This is a genomic window from Ruegeria sp. YTSA108 (assembly GCF_059610185.1).
Genome location: NZ_JBXWND010000005.1, coordinates 153,923 through 173,285, shown reverse-complemented (window position 1 = coordinate 173,285; position 19,363 = coordinate 153,923). Strand labels below are relative to the sequence as shown.

General features: G+C 58.4%; 22 protein-coding genes. 15 read left to right on the top strand and 7 right to left on the bottom strand.

Going from position 1 to position 19,363, the window contains the following annotated elements; translation table 11 throughout:
- Window positions 1-3: 3 nt before the first annotated feature.
- The 3 genes from AC2FHW_RS09600 to AC2FHW_RS09590 all read right to left on the bottom strand — a co-directional run bounded on the left by AC2FHW_RS09600 (window position 4) and on the right by AC2FHW_RS09590 (window position 2,605).
- The gene (locus tag AC2FHW_RS09600) at window positions 4-1,581 is read right to left on the bottom strand and encodes a gamma-glutamyltransferase family protein (protein ID WP_496821835.1); all 1,578 of its coding nucleotides are present in this window, start codon (window positions 1,579-1,581) and stop codon (window positions 4-6) included.
- A 212-nt stretch (window positions 1,582-1,793) separates the two neighbouring features.
- Window positions 1,794-2,234: an ATP-binding protein gene (locus tag AC2FHW_RS09595; protein ID WP_496793553.1), complete on the bottom strand. Its 441-nt coding sequence runs from the start codon at window positions 2,232-2,234 to the stop codon at window positions 1,794-1,796.
- A gap of 32 nt (window positions 2,235-2,266) precedes the next feature.
- A complete protein-coding gene (locus AC2FHW_RS09590) occupies window positions 2,267-2,605 on the bottom strand; it encodes an STAS domain-containing protein (protein WP_142637067.1) in 339 nt (112 codons plus the stop codon).
- Between the two features lie 100 nt (window positions 2,606-2,705).
- Between AC2FHW_RS09590 and AC2FHW_RS09585 the strand changes: the two genes are divergently transcribed.
- The 3 genes from AC2FHW_RS09585 (at window position 2,706) to AC2FHW_RS09575 (ending at window position 5,001) form a co-directional block, all read left to right on the top strand.
- A complete protein-coding gene (locus AC2FHW_RS09585) occupies window positions 2,706-3,878 on the top strand; it encodes a thiolase family protein (protein WP_271949690.1) in 1,173 nt (390 codons plus the stop codon).
- A gap of 73 nt (window positions 3,879-3,951) precedes the next feature.
- Window positions 3,952-4,419, top strand: coding sequence for a GAF domain-containing protein (locus AC2FHW_RS09580; RefSeq protein ID WP_271949692.1), 468 nt, complete (start codon window positions 3,952-3,954; stop codon window positions 4,417-4,419).
- A 57-nt stretch (window positions 4,420-4,476) separates the two neighbouring features.
- On the top strand, window positions 4,477-5,001 hold the full coding sequence (locus AC2FHW_RS09575; RefSeq protein WP_142637062.1) for a GNAT family N-acetyltransferase: 525 nt from the start codon (window positions 4,477-4,479) through the stop codon (window positions 4,999-5,001).
- 39 nt (window positions 5,002-5,040) lie between these two features.
- Here the strand turns inward: AC2FHW_RS09575 and AC2FHW_RS09570 are convergent, their stop codons facing one another.
- Entirely contained in the window at window positions 5,041-5,310 is a 270-nt protein-coding gene (locus AC2FHW_RS09570; RefSeq protein WP_142637060.1) for a DUF1294 domain-containing protein, read from the bottom strand.
- A gap of 117 nt (window positions 5,311-5,427) precedes the next feature.
- Between AC2FHW_RS09570 and AC2FHW_RS09565 the strand changes: the two genes are divergently transcribed.
- The 10 genes from AC2FHW_RS09565 (at window position 5,428) to rarD (ending at window position 16,501) form a co-directional block, all read left to right on the top strand.
- On the top strand, window positions 5,428-5,997 hold the full coding sequence (locus tag AC2FHW_RS09565; protein WP_142637059.1) for a helix-turn-helix domain-containing protein: 570 nt from the start codon (window positions 5,428-5,430) through the stop codon (window positions 5,995-5,997).
- Window positions 5,997-6,620, top strand: coding sequence for a LysE family translocator (locus AC2FHW_RS09560; RefSeq protein ID WP_281973074.1), 624 nt, complete (start codon window positions 5,997-5,999; stop codon window positions 6,618-6,620). The genes AC2FHW_RS09565 and AC2FHW_RS09560 overlap by 1 nt, the downstream gene beginning before the upstream one ends.
- A gap of 5 nt (window positions 6,621-6,625) precedes the next feature.
- A complete protein-coding gene (locus AC2FHW_RS09555; RefSeq protein WP_142637055.1) occupies window positions 6,626-7,006 on the top strand; it encodes a GFA family protein in 381 nt (126 codons plus the stop codon).
- A 15-nt stretch (window positions 7,007-7,021) separates the two neighbouring features.
- Window positions 7,022-9,472, top strand: coding sequence for a GcvT family protein (locus AC2FHW_RS09550; RefSeq protein WP_142637053.1), 2,451 nt, complete (start codon window positions 7,022-7,024; stop codon window positions 9,470-9,472).
- A gap of 19 nt (window positions 9,473-9,491) precedes the next feature.
- Complete coding sequence (locus AC2FHW_RS09545; RefSeq protein WP_281973075.1) at window positions 9,492-9,968, top strand: cupin domain-containing protein; 477 nt, start codon at window positions 9,492-9,494, stop codon at window positions 9,966-9,968.
- Between the two features lie 2 nt (window positions 9,969-9,970).
- Window positions 9,971-11,023: a zinc-binding dehydrogenase gene (locus AC2FHW_RS09540; protein ID WP_496821833.1), complete on the top strand. Its 1,053-nt coding sequence runs from the start codon at window positions 9,971-9,973 to the stop codon at window positions 11,021-11,023.
- A 12-nt stretch (window positions 11,024-11,035) separates the two neighbouring features.
- Window positions 11,036-11,926 carry a homocysteine S-methyltransferase family protein gene (locus AC2FHW_RS09535; protein ID WP_281973076.1) on the top strand — a complete coding sequence of 297 codons (891 nt, stop codon included), beginning with the start codon at window positions 11,036-11,038 and terminating at the stop codon, window positions 11,924-11,926.
- Window positions 11,927-11,937: 11 nt separating this feature from the next.
- Complete coding sequence (locus AC2FHW_RS09530) at window positions 11,938-12,912, top strand: GlxA family transcriptional regulator (protein ID WP_142637047.1); 975 nt, start codon at window positions 11,938-11,940, stop codon at window positions 12,910-12,912.
- Between the two features lie 89 nt (window positions 12,913-13,001).
- Entirely contained in the window at window positions 13,002-15,455 is a 2,454-nt protein-coding gene (locus tag AC2FHW_RS09525) for a GcvT family protein (RefSeq protein WP_496821832.1), read from the top strand.
- A 143-nt stretch (window positions 15,456-15,598) separates the two neighbouring features.
- Window positions 15,599-16,501, top strand: coding sequence for an EamA family transporter RarD (gene rarD, locus AC2FHW_RS09520; RefSeq protein ID WP_496821830.1), 903 nt, complete (start codon window positions 15,599-15,601; stop codon window positions 16,499-16,501).
- Here the strand turns inward: rarD and AC2FHW_RS09515 are convergent.
- Both AC2FHW_RS09515 and AC2FHW_RS09510 read right to left on the bottom strand, forming a co-directional pair.
- Entirely contained in the window at window positions 16,492-17,208 is a 717-nt protein-coding gene (locus AC2FHW_RS09515) for an SGNH/GDSL hydrolase family protein (RefSeq protein WP_271949709.1), read from the bottom strand. The two genes, rarD and AC2FHW_RS09515, sit on opposite strands and share 10 nt — an antisense overlap.
- Window positions 17,205-17,615: a nuclear transport factor 2 family protein gene (locus AC2FHW_RS09510; RefSeq protein ID WP_142637264.1), complete on the bottom strand. Its 411-nt coding sequence runs from the start codon at window positions 17,613-17,615 to the stop codon at window positions 17,205-17,207. The genes AC2FHW_RS09515 and AC2FHW_RS09510 overlap by 4 nt, the downstream gene beginning before the upstream one ends.
- Here AC2FHW_RS09510 and AC2FHW_RS09505 point away from each other — a divergent pair.
- Entirely contained in the window at window positions 17,553-18,359 is an 807-nt protein-coding gene (locus AC2FHW_RS09505) for an RluA family pseudouridine synthase (protein ID WP_281286270.1), read from the top strand. The two genes, AC2FHW_RS09510 and AC2FHW_RS09505, sit on opposite strands and share 63 nt — an antisense overlap.
- A gap of 2 nt (window positions 18,360-18,361) precedes the next feature.
- On the opposite strand, the gene AC2FHW_RS09500 is transcribed toward AC2FHW_RS09505, so the two are convergent.
- Window positions 18,362-18,547: a hypothetical protein gene (locus tag AC2FHW_RS09500; RefSeq protein ID WP_142637040.1), complete on the bottom strand. Its 186-nt coding sequence runs from the start codon at window positions 18,545-18,547 to the stop codon at window positions 18,362-18,364.
- Window positions 18,548-18,650: 103 nt separating this feature from the next.
- Between AC2FHW_RS09500 and AC2FHW_RS09495 the strand changes: the two genes are divergently transcribed.
- The gene (locus AC2FHW_RS09495; RefSeq protein ID WP_142637038.1) at window positions 18,651-19,343 is read left to right on the top strand and encodes a helix-turn-helix transcriptional regulator; all 693 of its coding nucleotides are present in this window, start codon (window positions 18,651-18,653) and stop codon (window positions 19,341-19,343) included.
- Window positions 19,344-19,363 lie beyond the last annotated feature (20 nt).

The following is a 19,363-nucleotide window of genomic DNA, read 5'->3' as shown; positions in this document are numbered from 1 at the left end:
CTGTCAATAACCAAGCGCGCACCCATCTTTTCGCGGATCGCTTGCGCCTTGCAAAACGCCGCTCTTCTGGATTCGGATCGCTTGAGCCCCGCCAAGAGGTGTTTCCGAAATCAGAACTTTGTGGCCGATTTCAGATAATTGTTGCGCGACCTTCCGCGAAATTCCGCGTTCCAGTTTCAAGACAGGTCCGTCTGCAAAGGCGCGCGGTGCGTCTATGGCCTGCTGCAGAGCAAACTCATCGTCGGTTAGCAGCGAGACCAGCTTTGCATGTCCTGTGGGCTGAAAGGCACCACCCATCACGCCGAAGGGCATCAGGATTTTGCCTTTCTGATTCAACATGCCGGGAATGATCGTGTGCATCGGGCGTTTGCCGCCGCCAAACTCGTTCGGATGGCCTGATTGCAACGTAAATCCAGACCCGCGGTTTTGCAGCAGAATGCCGAATTTCTCAGAGGCGATACCCGATCCAAAGCTATGAAAGATCGAATAGATCAGCGATACCGCCATCCTGTCCCTGTCGACCACCGTGATATAAACCGTGTCCTTGTGAATGGCTTCGGTCAGTGGGGCAGCAGCGGGCATGGCATGGTTTGGATTGATAAGCTCTGCCAGTCGATCGGCTGTTGTCTGGTCCCAAAACCTGTCTGCGTGTGTCGTATGATCCGGATCGGCGATGAACCTGTTGCGGGCATCGTAGGCGAGTTTTGAGGCTTCGGCCTCGATATGCAGACGCTCTGCGGATAGCGGATACATGGATCCGAGGTCAAAGTTCTTGAGGATATTCAGCAGCAAAAGGGCGGTTGCACCTTGGCCATTGGGCGGATGTTCCAGCAGGTCCAAGCCACGATAGTGCCCTGCGACCGGAACTGTAGGTGTGGCAGCGGTCGCGTCCAGATCTTCGGCTGTGTGTACCCCGCCCATGGCCGTCAGGGTCGAGATAATATCTTCAGCGACCTCGCCCGCGTAAAACGCCTCTCGTCCGTATTTGGCGATTCTGCGCAGCACTTCTGCCTGCCCGGCGGACCGGAACATGTCTCCGGTCTTTGGAACGTCTCCTTTCAGCAGATAGTGGTTCCTGGCTGCCCCCTGCAACGTGTTAGCACCCGGGCCCCAATCAAAAGCCACACGTGGGGCGACCGGCACGCCCTGGTCTGCATAGCGGATGGCGGGTTGCAGGATGGCGTCCAGCCCTAGTTTGCCCTCGGTTTCGGCCAGCTGGCAGAACGCCTCGACCGCGCCGGGAATGGTGACCGCATCCGGTGTATTGAGTGGAACTGCAGTCAGTCCCTTATCGCGCAAGCTGCCAGCGTTGGCTGCTGCCGGTGCCCGGCCAGAGCCGTTGAGGGCCCGAACCTCATCTTCTCCGGCGCGGTTGTACAGAACAAAGCAATCTCCGCCCAGGCCGGTCATTTGTGGTTCGCAAAATCCCAAAAGCACTGCCCCGGCGATGGCTGCGTCCATCGCGTTGCCACCTTGCTGTAGAATGCCAAGGGCCGCTTGGGCTGCCAGCGGGTGAGATGTGGCGCACATCCCTTCGGTCGAAAAAACTTCGGATCTGCCTGGTGCCTGAAAATCCCGCATTGCGCTGCCTTCCCGTGTGATCGCGCAGAAGGTATCGCGCGTCCGGGTATTGTCCAGTCAAATCAAAGGGGAAGTTCCTCGGCATCGTTCACTGGGTGGGGGCTGTGACATACGATGCCGAGGGAAGCTATCTGAGCTACAGTTAAGACTTTGATCTTTGTTTGCGGCGCTACAATGGTTCGAAAAGGGCCTTATTGTGACGTTTTATAGCCCTAATCCGCGTCGAGAAAACTGAATCGCAGTGACAACCGGTTGCAGCCTTCGCTACGGTCATAGCGGATTTCACTGGTCAGTTGGTGGATCAGAAACCATCCAAATCCCCCCTCGGGCAGGTCTTCACGTCTTTGCCCCAGAGGTGCAGGTGCACCTTCTGGTACGCGAAAACCAGGAAGGGGATTGCCGGTATCCGAGATGAGGATTTCCAACCAGTTCTGATGCAGGCGGCAGTGTACCTTTACGCTGGCGGGCGTGGTTCCGGCATAGGCGTGTTCAACGACATTGTTAATGGCTTCGGCCAGGGCAATTCTGACATCAGCCGCTTTGTGTGCAGGCAGCCCTTTAGACGACAGTGCCTGGCTCAACTTGGCAATGCCAGAACTTGCTTCGACTTCGGTCGCAGCGAAGCTCAAATCGAAACTGATGCCGTTACACATTAGCCTAGCGCCTGTTCAGTTTCTCCTTGTGTTCAATCCGGCGCACCGGACAGTGCGTCATCCATCGTTGGGTAAAGCTTGAACACTGTGTCCATGCGCGTAAGACGAAACACCTTTTCCACAAAAGGCTGAAGACCTGCCAGATCCAGGCGCCGTTCAGCCCCGAGTTGTTTCATGGCGGCGACAATGGCGCCCAAACCACTGGAGTCAATGAATTCGACACCGCTGAGATCCAGAACCACGCGCACAGCCCCACCTTCGGTTTCCGTGCGCATGTTTTCTTTGAACTGAATGGCCATTGCGGCATCAATCCGGTTGGATTGTACAGTAATTATTTGAATATTGTTGGTCGTAGTACTGGACAGGCCCATACGTGACGGTCCTTTAACTGAAATCGCTCGTAGAAATACGCTAGACGGGAATTCTTACCATTCGGTATCCATTGAATGACAAGAATTTAGGAGCGCCCAGATGAAGCAAGTTGTAATCGCCGGAGCAGCACGTACCCCGATGGGTGGATTTCAAGGAATGTTCGATGGTGTTTCTGCCGCCGATCTGGGTGGAGCCGCGATCCGGGCCGCGCTGCAGGGTGCCGGTGCTGAAACGGTTGACGAAGTGCTGATGGGCTGCGTTCTGCCAGCCGGTCAGGGTCAGGCCCCTGCACGTCAGGCTGGGTTTGCAGCCGGTTTGGGCCAAGAGGTCCCGGCCACGACGCTCAACAAGATGTGCGGATCAGGGATGAAGGCTGCGATGATGGCCTTCGATCAGATCGCATTGGGCCATGCCAACACAATGATCGCAGGCGGGATGGAGAGTATGACGAACGCGCCCTACCTGTTGCCCAAAATGCGTGAGGGTGCGCGCTTGGGGCACGCTCAGGTCGTCGACCACATGTTTCTGGACGGGCTGGAGGACGCCTACGACAAAGGTCGTCTGATGGGCACCTTCGCCGAAGACTGTGCCGAGGCGTTCCAGTTCACCCGCGAAGCGCAGGACGAATACGCCCTGCAGTCCCTATCCAACGCGCTGGCTGCGCAGGACAGCGGGGCGTTCGACGGCGAAATCACTCCGGTAACCGTCCGCACAAGGAAAGGCGAGGTCACGCAGTCCGCTGACGAGCAGCCGAAAACCGCCCGCCCGGAAAAGATACCTTCGCTGAAACCGGCCTTTCGCGAGGGTGGAACGGTGACGGCGGCCAACGCGTCGTCGATCTCTGATGGGGCGGCAGCTCTGGTTTTGGCGTCAGCTGAAGCCGCCGAAGCGCAAGGCCTCTCTGTTCGGGCGCGCATTCTGGGTCATTCCAGCCATGCGCAGGCTCCGGGATTGTTCACGACTGCGCCAGTTCCCGCTGCGCAAAAGCTTTTGGCCAAAATCGGCTGGTCCAATGATGATGTGGATCTGTGGGAAGTAAACGAAGCCTTTGCCGTGGTGCCGATGGCATTCATGCATGAGATGGGTCTGACGCGTGACAAGGTAAATGTGAATGGTGGTGCATGCGCTCTGGGTCATCCTATCGGCGCTTCGGGAGCGCGTATCATGGTCACCCTGCTGAACGCGTTGGAAAAGCGGGATCTGAAACGCGGCGTGGCGGCGATCTGCATCGGTGGTGGAGAGGGGACTGCAATCGCGATTGAGCGCGTTTGACGCGGGGCCGATTCCACCATAGGTCCGGTGCTGTAGAACCTGTTTACAAGATCACTGACCGGACCCGCTCCCCATGACCGTTGATTACGATACGCTGACCAAGACAATCGTCGCCCTAACCGCAGGCGAGACAGATCAAGTTGCTCTGATGGCGACAATCGCCTGTGAGGTTCATCACGCCGATGATCGGTTTGACTGGACGGGGTTCTATCGCGTAACAGATCCGGGCATTTTGAAAATCGGCCCCTATCAGGGTGGTCACGGGTGTCTGGTTATTCCCTTCGGGCGCGGTGTCTGTGGTGCCGCGGCGCGGACCGGAAAGGTACAGTTGGTGGCGGATGTGCATGCGTTTCCAGGTCACATCGCCTGCGCCTCGTCTACGCAGTCCGAACTGGTGCTTCCGGTGCGCAATGCCTCGGGCGAGGTCATCGCGGTTTTTGACATCGACAGTGACCAGCCTGATGCGTTCACGGATGAGGACGCAGAAAAGCTGTCTGCCATATTGTCAAAGGCGTTTTCGGGCGAGTTAAGAGGGGCCTGACGCAAAATCAGCCCGTCTGTTAGACTGGAATGGATACTAATTGCGACTGGCCAAGGCATGATCCCGGACCAATTCACCACAGAGCGGCTTGCCGTCTGCCACTGGCAAGTGGAAGTCTCTGAAGCTGGTCGCCTTTCAGCGTTGACGGCCGAGTTGGCAACCGTCCTGACACCAGCGGTTCTTGAGCCCCTGCCGCCTTCGATGCAGGTCGAAGAAACGCCCAGCGGGATGACCGACTGGATCGCGGCACGCAAGACCGAAAGCGATGTTCTTCTTGTTCGGCTAAGGCAAAATAATCAGCTGATCGGACTGCTGATACTGGCCTCAGAACCCGAAGATCAGGCCGCACCAGCCATTCACCTTGGATATCTGTTTGCCGAACGAGCCTGGGGCTGTGGCTATGCAACCGAACTTGTGTCCGGCTTTATCGCGGCCTGCGGCACGAGCCGCGCCATTCGGTTTTTGGCCGGGGTCGAGCACAGCAATCCCGCCTCTGCCCGTGTGCTACAGAAATCGGGGTTCACGCGATCCTCAGCTCATTCCACCGACGATACCGATATGTATGTCTGCGACATTTCCTAGATCCCATCGGGATCTTACGTGGCTTGCGGATCAAGCCAACTACAGAATGTCTGTGATTAGGAAATATGCCAGCCCGACCTGAGTCGCAAAGATCGCAAACAGCGACAGGGAAAACCGGCCTTTTCGGGACTTGTGATTGAAAATCCAACGCCCGACCAGCGCACCGGGACTGCCGCCCAGTGCCGCCAGCCACAATAGCCTGCGTTCCGGAACCCGGCTTTTTCTGCGTCTGGCGCGCAGCTTGTCCCAGCCAAAGGCCAGCAAAGTCAGGCCGTTGATGACCCACAGGTATATAACCGCAATCCACATAGCTGACGGATAGCTAAATGCGTCGATTTTCCCAAGTGAAAAAATGCTTGGAATTTTCACCGATTCGCGGCATCGTGAAAAACACGAGGAAAATTTCACCAGATATCGGAGAGTTCGGTGAACAGCCAAGCCCCCCACAGTGCAACGCTCGGAGCCGACATTCGCGCATTGCGTAAGGCGCGTGGGTTGACGCTGACCGAGATCGCAGAGCGGTTGAACCGGTCGGTCGGATGGCTCAGCCAGGTTGAACGCGACAAGTCCGAACCGTCAATTTCAGACCTGCGTCAGATCGCGGAATGTCTGGGTGTGCCGATGTCCATGCTGTTCGCCCATTCTGCCGCCCCCGCCAATGAACAAGGCTATGTCGTGCGCGCCGGGTCGCGCCGCCCTATGGGGTCGGGCGAAGAAGGTTTGATCGAGGAACTGCTGTCACCCGATCTGACTGACGATTTTGAGATGGTGCATTCCACCTTTGAGCCGCATTCCAAGATGCAGAATCCGGCGGACCGCCCCACGCAAGAGGTTGGCTATGTGATTTCCGGTCAGTTGAATCTGACCATCGGCGCGCAAAGCTTTTCGGTTGGGCCCGGTGACAGTTTTCGGATCAAGAACGAACCCTATATTTGGGCGAACCCTCATGATGAGCCCGCTGTGGTCATCTGGGTCATCGCACCTCCGGTGTACTGATGAGTTTCGAGGCCTGGACCATATTCGCGCTGTTCTGGGTGGTGTTTGTAACCACACCGGGGCCTAACGCGGTGAACTGTATCTCGAACGGGATGAGCCTGCCCTTCGCAAAAGCGATGCTGGGTGTCTTGGCGATCCTGACCCAAGCCAGCGCCTTTTTGGTTTTGTCGGCGCTTGGGGTGACGGCCTTGATCGCGGCCTCACCCACCGGATTCTTCATCGCCAAGCTGGTGGGCGCAGGGTTTCTGATCTGGCTGGGTGTCCGAGGCTGGAAGGCTGCAGCAAATCCCGCCCCTATTTCCGAACGCCCTGCACGGCATGTCTATCTGCACGCGCTGGCCGTCGCGACAATCAACCCCAAAAGCGTCGCGGGTTATCTTGCTGCATTCTCGCAATTCGTGCAGCCGGATGTGCCGATCTGGGAGCAAATGTTGGTCATCATGCCAACGGCGCTGATCATCACAACGCTCAGCTACATCGGGTTCACTCTTCTAGGTGCGCTTATGGGGCGGGCCGCGCTGGGGGCCGTGTTCAACATCTGGGTGCGCCGGGTCATGGCCACCTGTTTCATCATTTATGGCGTGTTGCTGGGCACCACCAGCGCGCCAGCAGCAAGGGGATAAGCGAAATGCATACAGGTTCCTGTCTGTGCGGCTCGGTTGCGTTCAAGATCGAAGGCGATCTTCCTGCCGCCTCGGCCTGCCATTGCGGTCAATGCCGCAAACAGTCGGGTCATGTCTGGGCCTCGACCTCGGCCCATCAAGACGACATCACCTTCACCGCCAGCGATACGCTGAGCTGGTTTCGTGCTTCCGACATCGCCCGTCGGGGATTTTGCAACGCCTGCGGCTCTTACCTGTTCTGGCAGCATAAGGACGAAGATCGGATTGCCATTGCTATGGGGGCGCTGGATGCACCCACCGGACTGACCCTCGCCCGCCATATATTTGTGGCTGACAAAGGCGATTACTACGACATCACGGACGATCTGCCTCAAGAGGCACAGTAACAGGGACTGAAAGACATGAGTGATTTTCCGACAAAAGCCCGCGTGGTTATTATCGGTGGCGGAGTGGTGGGGACATCGTCCCTGTATCATCTGGCCAAAAAGGGCTGGACCGATTGTGTTCTGCTGGAGAAAAATGAGCTGACCGCCGGGTCGACCTGGCATGCAGCTGGCAACGTGCCGACCTTTTCGACCTCTTGGGCGATCATGAACATGCAGCGCTATTCGACCGAGCTTTATGCGCGGCTGGGTGAAGAGGTCGACTATCCGATGAACTATCACCAGTCCGGCTCAATCCGGTTGGCCCATTCGAAAGAGCGGGTGCAGGAGTTCGAGCGGGCAATGGCGATGGGCCGTTATCAGGGCATCGAGATGGAGATGTGGACACCCGAACAGGCCAAAGAGCATTACCCGTTCCTGGAAACTCATGACCTTGAGGGTGTTCTGTTCGACCCGACCGATGGCGACATCGACCCGGCGCAGTTGACCCAGGCACTGGCCAAGGGTGCGCGCGACATGGGGGCGAAGATCCTGCGTTTCTGCCCGGCCACGGGTGTGACCCAGAAGGAAGACAAGACCTGGATCGTGCATACCGACAAGGGCGATATCGAAGCGGACCACGTGGTCAATGCCGCCGGGTATTACGCCCAGCGTGTGGGTGAATGGTTCAAGCCCTTCGGCGGTCGCACCGTTCCGGCCATGGTGATGAGCCACCAGTACCTGCTGACCGACGAAGTGCCCGAGATCGAGGAATGGTCCAAGGCCAATGGTGGTAAAAAGCTGCCGCTTCTGCGCGACGTGGATATCTCGTATTACCTTCGGCAGGAGAAGAACGGATTCAACCTTGGCCCCTATGAGCCCAACTGCAAGGGCCACTGGATGACCGAGGATGATCCGATGCCCGAGGATTTCAGTTTCCAGCTATGGAATGATGATCTGGACCGGATCGAAGACATCGTCACCGACGCGATGGAGCGGGTGCCGCTGATGGGGACCTCGGGCGTGGGCCGGGTGATCAACGGACCCATCCCCTACGCGCCGGACGGGCTGCCGCTGGTTGGCCCGATGCCGGGCGTGACCAACGCGTTTGAGGCGCATACCTTTACCTTCGGCATCGCGCAGGGCGGTGGTGCCGGCAAGGTGCTGGCCGAATGGATCGTCGATGGTGCAACTGAGTGGGATATGTGGGCCGTCGATCCGCGCCGTTACACCGATTACACCGATCAGGATTACTGCAACCAGAAGGGGCTTGAGGTCTATGGCAACGAATACGCCATGCATTTCCCGCACCATGAATGGCCCGCCGCGCGCGACAAAAAGCTGTCGCCTGTCCACACCAAGGTCAAGGAATTGGGCGGCGTGATGGGGCCCTATAACGGCTGGGAACGCGCCAACTGGTTTGCGCAACCGGGCGACGATACCTCTGAAGAAGCGACCCATACCTGGGGCCGTTCGGGGCCATGGGAGAAGCGGATCAAGGAAGAGTGCGAGGCTGTCCGTGATCATTGCGGCGTATTGGACTTGCCCGGATTTTCGCGTTTCATCGTAAAAGGTGAGGGTGCCGCCGAGGCGCTGCGGTCGCTGGTTACCGGCGGTTTGCCCAAGGTGGGTCGCATCAACCTGGTCTATATCTCAGATGGTCGCGGCCGGATCCTGACCGAAATGTCCTGTATCCGCCTCGGCGATGACGAGTTCGTCATGATCACGGCCGCTACAGCGCAATGGCATGACCGCGATATCCTGACCGAGGCAATGCCCACTGGCGTCACCGTCGAGGATGTCACCACCACTCGTGACACGCTGATCGTGACAGGTCCAAAATCGCGCGACATTCTGGCGGGGCTGAGCGATGCGGACCTGTCCAGTGGCTGGCTGACCCATCAATCGGCCACGGTTGCAGGTCAGCCCGCATTCCTGATCCGCGTCTCGTTTGCAGGAGAACTTGGCTGGGAGGTTCACGCGCTGAACGACCATATGCCCGCGATCTATGGCGCGATCCTTGACGCTGGTGCCAAACCGTTCGGGATGTACGCCCTGAACTCTCTGCGCATCGAAAAGGGTTATCGGGCTTGGAAAGGCGATCTGTCCACTGATTACTCTCTGTTGGAAGGCGGGTTGGAACGGTTCGTCAAACTTGACAAACCGCAGGACTTCCCCGGCAAGGCCGCGATCCTGAACGAAAAGCAGCAGGGCGTGAAAAAGGCGTTTGCCACTATGTTGGTCGAGGCAGGTGACGCGGATGCACCCTACATGTCCTGTATCTGGCACAACGGCGAGATCGTTGGCGAAACCACCTCGGGCGCTTGGGGGTATCGCGTTGGCCAATCCATTGCGCTGGGCATGATCCGTCCCGAATTGGCGGTGGCAGGTACCGAGCTTGAAATCGAAATCTTCGGTGAAAAGCGGCGCGCCGTGGTACAGGACGATAAACCGCTCTGGGATCCAGAAAACGAGCGGCTGCGCGCCTGATCGCCCGAAGGAGACCTGCATGAGCACGCGTTATTCAAAACTGGGGCCCGGAGAGGGCCTCAATTATGACTGGGAAAATGACCACACATTTGTGAAGGTTTCGACCCGGGATACTGATGGCGCCTATACGCTCATGGAAGACAATCTGAAGGCCAGCTTTGCGCTTGGCCTTCATCGCCATGAAACCCATGCCGAAAGCTTCTATTTTCTGGAAGGCGAAGTGGACTTCTACGTTGATGGCGACTGGCATCGCTGTGGGCCGGGCAGCACGATGCATGTGCCGCCCGGTATGCCGCATGCCTGCCGCGTTGCTGGTAAAGCACCTGCCAAGATGCTGATGATTTTCCAGCCTGCCGGTTTTGACGGCTTCCTTGCTGAGCTGGCCAAGATGACCGAGGCGGACTTCGCCGATGAGGTGAAAATGGCCGAATTGAACGCGCGGTATGACATTGTCCCGATGGGCTCTGTGCCGCCTCATCCCGATGACGAGGTCTGATCATGACACTGCCTAAAACGATGTCCGGTGTATTCCTGACCTGTCACGGCGGGCCCGAGGCGCTGGAATGGCGTGACGATATACCCGTCCCAACCCCTGCGCCGGGGCAGGTTCTGGTCCGTGTGGCCGCAGCCGGGGTGAACAACACCGATATCAACACCCGTATCGGCTGGTATTCCTCGGACGTGACCGGCGCCACAGATGCCGTGGATCAAGAGGTCGAAGCCGGAGGCTGGGGCGGCGCGTTGAACTTCCTGCGCATTCAGGGCGGCGACCTTTGCGGCATCGTCGAAATCGCAGGGCCCGAGACTGGGTTCACTTCAGGCCAGCGCGTGACCTGTCCGATCAACCTGCCACGTCCGCGACCGGGCAACCCGACAGGCTTCATCGTGCTTGGGTCCGAGATTGACGGCGCCTTTGCGCAATATTGTCTGGTGCAGGCCGATGACCTTTACGATGTCAGCGCCTCACCCCTGTCCGATATTGAAATTGCCGCTATCCCCTGCGCCTTCGGAACTGCCGAGGCTTTGCTGACCCGATCCGCTGTGACTGCCGGGCAAAAGGTGCTGATCACCGGGGCGTCGGGCGGTGTGGGCCTTGCCGCCGTGCAACTGGCGGCGCTGCGCGGTGCCTCGGTTTGGGGCGTGACCGGTGCGGCCAAGGCCGAAGCGGTGAAAAGCCAGGGCGCGACCGCCACGTTCAACCGGGATGCGTCGCTGCCCACCGACATGTTCGACGTGGTCATTGACGTGGTGGGCGGACCTGCATGGGCTGACCTGATCCTGGCGCTGAAACCGGGCGGTCACTATGCCGTTGCGGGTGCGATTGCTGGCCCGATTGTTCAAGCCGATCTGCGGGATATCTATCTGCGCGACATTACCATTCACGGCAGCACCCATCAGCCGTTCGAAGTCTTCGGTCGCCTGGTCGAACTGATGAATGCGGGGCGGATCAAGCCCCTGATTTCAAAAACCTATCCGCTGAAAGACATTGCGACGGCGCAAGAGGACTTTCAGTCAAAAACGTTTCCGGGAAAACTGGTTCTGGTTCCCTGAGGAGGTTCATTGATGGCAGATATAACCCTTCTGGATGGGTCTATCGGACAGGAACTGGTCAAACGCAGCGGTGATGCGCCGACGCCTTTGTGGTCGACCCGGGTGATGATGGACCATCCCGAGTTGGTCGGGGATGTGCATGCGGATTATTTCTCACGCGGTGCGACTGTGGCCACGACAAATACCTATGCTGTTCACCGGTCGCGTCTGGACCGTGTCGGCTTGGGTGATCAGCTGCCAGGTCTGATCGAGGCGGCCCTGTCGCAGGCCGAGCGTGCGCGGCCCGCGGGTAGGCGCATCGCTGGGGCTTTGGGTCCGCTTCTCGCCTCTTACAGGCCGGACCTGAATCCAGAGGTCGAAGAGGCGGCAGAGAAATTCTCCGAACTGGTGGCGATGATGGCAGATCGCGTTGACCTGTTCCTGATCGAAACCGTGTCGTCGGTGCAAGAGGCCGAAGGCGCGTTGCGTGGAACGGAACAGGCAGACAAGCCGGTCTGGCTGGCGCTGTCCGTGATGGATGATGATGGGACGCGGCTTCGGTCGGGTGAGCCATTGTCGGGAATAGCATCTTTGGTTGATCGCTTTACGCCTGAGGCCGTGCTGATCAACTGCTCGCGCCCCGAGGCGGTGCCCGCTGCGCTGAATATTATCGCGACCTTCGGGCGTCCGTTTGGGGCATATGCCAATGGCTTCACCGGGATTACCCAGGAATTTCTACAAGACGCCCCAACCGTCGATGCGCTGCAACAGCGCCACGACCTTGGGCCGGATGAATATGCTGATCAGGCGATGGGGTGGGTGGCGCAGGGTGCAACTATCATCGGCGGATGCTGCGAAGTCGGTCCCGATCACATTCAGCGACTGGCAGATCGGCTGTGCGCTGCTGGCCACAGCATCGTCTGAAGGGGGTAAAGATGCGGCAACGACCAGATAGCTTGACCGACAAGGCGCAGATACATTTCGATGTTCTGGTCGCGCCGGGCTATGTGCTGTTGGAGCTTGCCGCATTGATTGAGGTTCTGAGGCTGGCCAACCGCGTCTGCCCCAACCCGCCCTTCAGCTTTACCTATCGGTCTCTGAAAGGTGGGCCCATTGCCAGCAGCAGCGATGCGACGGTCCAAACTGAACCCGTATCAACCCATCCCAAGGCGGATTATCTGTTTGTGATCGGAAATTCCGACCCTGACCACCCCGATCTGTCTATCGGACGGGTTGTATCGGACTATACGTTCCGAGGCGCTCAGGTCTTTTTGCTGGCCGAAGCTGCCAGCCGCTATATTGACGAATTTGGCACCGCAGACATGGCGACCCATTGGGAAAACGCCTCTTTCCTGAGTGAACGCGGGGCCCGGTTCGAGGCGAAGCTGTCGATAGCCACAGAACAGGGCCAGGTCGTGACCTGCGCAGGGATGGAGGCGACAACCGATGTTGCTTTGTCCGTGATCGGACGCCACATCTCGGGGCCTGCCAAGATGACGGTGGCCAATATCATGCTGCACGAAAATATCCGCGACTTTTCATCGATGCAGCCTTTCTCGGGGGCGCAACTGACAGCTACTGGGGACGCCAAGCTGGATCAATGTATCAAGCTGATGCAGGCCAATATCGAAGACCCCTTACCCATCCAGCAGATTGTCGAGGCATTAAATCTTTCGAACCGATCGCTTGAGCGAAAATTCAAAGCTTTCTTTGGCACCAGCCCAAACGGTTTCTATCGCGAGATGCGGCTGGCGAAGGCTAACAACCTGCTGCTGAACACCACGATGAGCGTTCGGGAAATCGGTCTGGCCTGCGGCTTTCCGAACGGTTTCTCATCGGTTTACAAAAGCTTTTTCGGGGTCACGCCCTTTGTTCTGAGGCGCGAAAGACGGGCTGCGTCACATAGGTGAAAATCGCCCATAACATGACGCTTTTGGTGCATTTATTGTCGATCTTCCATGGCAACGTGCCCAAAACCTGATTCAGCGGAGACCTCAGGATGGTTGATCTTCCAAACAAAGCCCGAGTTGTCATCATCGGCGGCGGCGTCATCGGATGCTCGGTTGCCTATCATCTGACCAAGAAAGGTTGGAGCGATGTTGTGCTGCTTGAACGCAAGCAGTTGACCAGCGGCACCACATGGCATGCGGCGGGTCTGATCGCTCAGCTGCGGGCCTCGTCCAACATGACCAAACTGGCGAAATACACGCAGGAGCTTTACGGCGCGCTGGAAGAGGAAACCGGTGTGTCCACCGGGCTTAGGCGCTGTGGATCGATCACCGTGGCGCTGACTGAGGAACGCCGTGAAGAGATCTATCGCCTGGCTGCCATGGCACGTGCCTTTGGCGTTGAGGTCGAAGAGATTTCCAATGAGCGCGTCAAGGAAATGTATCCGCATCTGAATGTCGAAGACGTCAAGGGCGCGGTCTATCTTCCGCTGGACGGGCAGGGTGACCCGGCCAATATCGCGCTGGCCCTGGCTAAGGGCGCGCGGCAACGCGGTGCCATTACCAAGGAACGGGTGAAGGTCACCGACATCACCAAACAAGGTCGCACTGTGACCGGTGTGGACTGGGTTGCCGATGACGGCAGCGCTTCGGGTCATATTGAATGCGACATGGTGGTGAACTGTGCCGGCATGTGGGGGCACGAGGTCGGCCGCATGGCCGGTGTGAACGTCCCGCTGCACGCCTGCGAACATTTCTACATCGTCACCGAAGGCATTGACGGACTGTCGCAACTGCCGGTTCTGCGGGTGCCGGATGAATGCGCCTATTACAAGGAAGATGCGGGCAAAATCCTGCTGGGTGCTTTTGAGCCCAATGCCAAGCCCTGGGGGATGAACGGCATCCCGGAAAGCTTTGAGTTTGACCAGTTGCCCGAGGATTTCGACCATTTCGAGCCCATCCTCGAAGCGGCTTGTAACCGGATGCCGATGCTGGCCGAAGCTGGGATTCATACATTCTTCAATGGACCAGAGAGCTTTACCCCCGACGATGCCTATCACCTCGGTCTCGCGCCCGAGATGGACAATGTCTGGGTCGCGGCGGGCTTCAACTCGATCGGCATTCAATCTGCGGGCGGTGCGGGCATGGCGCTGGCGGAATGGATGGATAGCGGCGAGAAACCGTTTGATCTGGGCGATGTGGATATCAGCCGGATGCAGCCGTTTCAGGGCAATAAACAATATCTGTTTGAGCGTTCGAAAGAGACGCTGGGCCTGCTTTATGCCGACCACTACCCCTATCGCCAGAAAGCCACTGCGCGCGGTGTTCGGCGCACCCCGTTCCATCACCATCTGAAAGAGCAGGGCGCGGTCTTTGGTGAACTGGCGGGCTGGGAGCGTGCAAACTGGTACGCAAATCCGGGGCAGGAGCGCGAATACCAGTACAGTTGGAAACGTCAGAACTGGTTCGAGAACTCAGCTGCTGAACACCGCGCGGTGCGCGAGAATGTGGGCATGTACGACATGTCTTCTTTTGGCAAGATTCGCGTTGAAGGACCGGATGCCGAGGCGTTCATGAACTATATCGGGGGCGGCGATTATTCAGTGCCGAACGGCAAGATCGTCTATACCCAGTTCCTGAACCGCACCGGCGGGATCGAGGCGGATGTGACGGTGACCCGTCTGACCGAGACCGCCTATCTGGTCGTGACCCCGGCGGCGACGCGGCTGGCGGATCAGACCTGGATGATGCGCCATGTGGGTAGCTTCAACGTGGTCATAACCGATGTCACCGCTGGCGAAGGCGTTTTGGCCGTGATGGGCCCCAATGCGCGCGCTTTGCTGGAAAAGGTCTCGCCGGCGGATTTCTCGAACGCGACCAACCCCTTTGGCACCGCACAAGAGATTGAGATTGGCATGGGCCTGGCCCGCGCTCATCGGGTGACCTATGTGGGCGAGCTGGGATGGGAGATCTACATGTCCGCCGATATGGCGGGCCATGTGTTCGAGACGCTGCATGAGGCCGGTCAGGACATGGACCTGAAACTCTGTGGCATGCACATGATGGACAGTTGCCGGATCGAAAAGGGCTTTCGCCATTTTGGTCATGACATCACGTGCGAGGACAACGTCGTGGATGCCGGGCTTGGTTTTGCGGTCAAGGTGGACAAAGGCTGTGACTTTATCGGGCGCGAGGCAGTGATTGCCCGCAAGGAAAGCGGGCCGAAAAGCCGCCTGGTTCAGTTCCGCCTGACCGACCCGGAACCGCTGTTGTTCCATAATGAACCGATCGTGCGGGACGGGGAATATGTCGGTTATCTCAGCTCGGGCAATTATGGTCATACTTTGGGTGGCGCTATCGGTATGGGCTATGTGCCCTGCGAGGGTGAGAAGGCGGCGGATGTTCTGGGGTCAACCTATGAGATCGACGTGTGCGGCGTGAAGGTAATGGCCGAGGCGTCGTTGAAACCGATGTACGATCCGAAATCCGAACGCGTCAAAGTGTAATCAAATTGTCGGAGCACTGCGGCGCTCCGGCTTTGTTCTGGTCTCACATATCAAATATCCTGATGGGCCGCTTCACAGTTTTCGCGGTTCCCAAGCATGTCTGGATTACCGTAAAGACGACCGGTACCCCCCGGAGACCCGCAATGGCCAACGCAACACCCACACAGAATGCCGATACGCCAAAAGGCCTTGTTCTGGCGGTTACGGCCTATGTTTTGTGGGGGTTTTTGCCTTTATACATGAAGGCGATGGCCCATATCGCGCCGGTTGAGGTTGTGGCGCATCGTATCATCTGGTCGGTGCCTTTGGCCGGGCTATTGCTGATCGCACTGGGCCGGACGCGGGATCTGAAGTCAGCTTTGCGCGATCCCAAGATGCTGGGCATGGCCTGTCTGACGGCTGCGTTGATATCGGTGAACTGGGCGATCTATGTCTGGGCCATAGCCAGTGGGCATGCGCTGGACGCAGCGCTGGGCTATTACATAAATCCGCTGTTCAGTATCGCGCTGGGCGCGGTGCTGCTGCGCGAACCTTTGAACCGGACGCAGCTGATTGCTGTTGGGTTGGCCGCAGCCGGGGTGTTGGTTCTTGTTGTAGAGGCCGGAAGCCTGCCTTGGGCGGCGCTGGGGCTTATGTTCAGCTGGGGGTTCTACGCCTTCTTCAAACGCTCACTCCCCATCGGGCCAAATCAGGGGTTCTTGCTGGAAGTGCTGATCCTTCTGATCCCCGCATTGGTTTATGTGACTTGGCTGGGGGTCAACGGGACGGGGCATTTCGGGCTGGTCGCAACCGACACCATGCTGCTGGCCGGGGCAGGGGTGGTGACCGCAGTGCCGCTGTTGATCTATGCCAATGGCGCCAAGCTGGTGCGCCTGTCGACGATGGGCATCCTGCAATATATCGCGCCGACCATGATTTTTGTGACTGCCATCGCGGTTTTTGGAGAGCAGATTGACCGTGGCCGCATGATTGCGTTTCCGCTGATCTGGGCCGCACTTGTGGTCTATTCGATCCCGATGATCCGGCAGATACGCGCTCAGGCCTGACGCAACAATTCGGCGGCCTCATGCGCCCAGATCGCATAGGCTTTGGGGCTGGGATGATACCCATCCGAGGCGGCCAGCGCCGGGTCGTCGGGCAGATCAATCGACAAATGGCGGATCTGAGGGAATTCAGTAGCGACCTGCTGCAATCCCTGGTCCAGCCGGGCTGCCTGACGCCCCAGCACCCAGGCAAGCGGTTGCGGCAAGGCGGGAAACCGACCCATCTGGGGAACGGCCGTTACAATGACACGCCGGGCTCCAAGCTGGTCGGTGATCAGGTGCATCAGACGGGATTGGTGTTCGACAAACCGCTTTTTAGTGACGCCACGGGTGACGTCATTGACGCCAAGCGCCGTAATGGCGGCATCAAATTGATCTGTCAGACCGTCAAGGCGTTTCAGTGTATCCAGCGTTGTATGCCCTGTCATAGCCTCGAGCCGCCATTCGACACTGTGGCTTTTTGCTAGCTGTGCGACCAACTGCCCGGACAAAGCCTGCGCCTGGGTGCCAGCGCCAACACCTGCTGCCGAGCTGTCGCCTGCGATTAGCAACCGCAAACGCGGGCCGCGCCCTTCACGGCCTTCGCGCGGCCCGGTCGGTTCGGGCAGGAACCGCGCCTTTCGTCGAACTGAAATCCCCTGTGCCGCCAATAGTGGCAACAGCGGTAATCTCAGAAACTGATCAGCTCCGATCCGGGCAGGCTTGGTCAACCCAAAGCGTCCTTAAAATTGATAAAGCGAGGGTCTTTTGCCACGCGTGCCATCATCTCGGTGCGCAGGGCTGCAATAGTTTTAAGTGGGCGCATGACCACTTCGAACTTTTCGATCAAGCCTTCATCATTCAGCCGGATCAAGTCCACACCAACCGCATCCAGATCACCAACCTTGCACTGAAATTCCAACGCCCAGTCTTTGCCTTCACCCATGATCCGACGATAGCTGAAGTCCGAGAATACCTGCCCCACATGCCCCAGCAGAGCCGCCACGGGTTCGCGCCCGGCCCAGGTGCTGTAGTAGGTCGGCGGCAGAAAACGCACGTCTTCGGCCAGAAACTCGTGAATCAGACTTTCATCGCCTTTTGTGATGACATCTTTGAGTTGTTCGATTGTCGGGTGCATGGTTTCTCCTCCGAGTTGTCGCATCATTTGCTGAACTATTCAGTTCAGGCAAGCGCGACGTTGCGGGAGGTTGTCGCTTGCGATAGGCAGACCCGCATGAGCGAGACCTACGATCCCCCGAAAACACCGCTGGATGTGCTGCACGAAGATGCGCATCTGATTGTGGTGAACAAGCCCTCGGGGCTTTTGTCCGTACCGGGTCGCGGAGAGCATCTGGCCGATTGTCTGCTGACCCGTGTGCAGGCGGCGTTTCCGCAGGCGCTGCTTGTGCATCGGTTGGACCGCGATACCTCGGGCGTGATGGTTTTTGCCCAGACGCCCCATGCGCAGCGCAATCTGAGCATGCAATTTGAACAGCGTCAGACTCGCAAGACCTATATTGCCCGCGTCTGGGGCATGGTAGAGTCAAAGACCGGAACTGTTGATCTGCCGTTGATTGTAGACTGGCCCAACCGGCCGCTCCAAATGGTCTGCCATGACACTGGTAAACCTGCGGTGACGGATTGGCGCGTGGTCAAACATGAAGGCAACACTACCCGCATACGCCTGTTCCCGAAAACCGGACGCTCGCACCAGCTGAGGGTTCACATGCTGGCGCTGGGCCATCCGATTTTGGGTGATCCGTTCTATGCAAAAGGTGAGGCACGGGCCTTTCCGCGCCTCATGCTGCATTCCGAGGAATTGCGCCTGAAAAGCCCCGATAGCGGGACGTCGATGAAGTTTCGCGCCAAGGCCGGGTTCTAGGCTCAGGCGGGATTGGTCCAAAGCAGCTTGAGATTGCCCAACGAAAACCGTCTGGTGCGTTTCTTTGGGGCGCAGGGCTGGCGGCTGGCCATGATCTCGCGTTCGATTTCAAAGGCGCGCAGGGTATGGTCCTGGGACCAGCGTCCCAGTTGCAGTGTCATCATTACGTGATTGTCGAGGCTGGGCATCAGTAATCTCCTGTGAATTGTTGAACCAGCATCCCGCATCACTCCTGACAGCGCGTTGTCAGGGGGGTGTGCTAAGGTGTCAGCAGAGAAACCGGAGTTTGCCATGCGCCGTTCGTCCCGCCTGTTTGAAATCATCCAGATTCTGCGTGCCGCCGACGCTCCGGTTACCGCTGAGATGCTGGCGCAAAAGCTCGAAGTCTCGGTGCGCACGGTGTATCGCGACATCGCGGCACTGCAGGCCCAACGCACACCGATCGAGGGCGAAGCCGGCGTCGGGTATCTGATGCGGCGGGGCTATGACTTGCCACCACTGAACTTCGACGCTGAAGAGGTCGAGGCGCTTTGGGTCGGTCTGTCAATGCTGGCACGGACCGGCGACAGTACCCTGCAGGAGGCCGCCAAACGCATTTGCCGGAAAATAGAAGGCCTGCGCGCAAGTCCCGACTGGTTGCAGGTCGCGCCTTGGGGGGCTCCGGTTGATGATCCGGCCAAGGGCTGTATCCCGGTCGTGAATTACCGCGAAGCCATCCGGGGCGAGCGCAAGCTTCGCCTCACATATGTCAGCTCGCAAGACGTTCGCTCCGAACGGGTCGTCCGTCCGGTTGCCCTGATCTATCATATCGAGTGCACGATGCTGGTTGCGTGGTGCGAATTGCGCAACGGTTTTCGCCATTTTCGGACCGATCGCGTCTGGGCCTGCGAAATGGTTGACGATCATTTCTGCGGCCAAGGGCAGCCGCTGCGGGAGATCTGGCAGGAGCAGAACCAATGGGGTTCCCCTGCCGAGGCCCATTGAACGGCGGGTATTCGCCGATA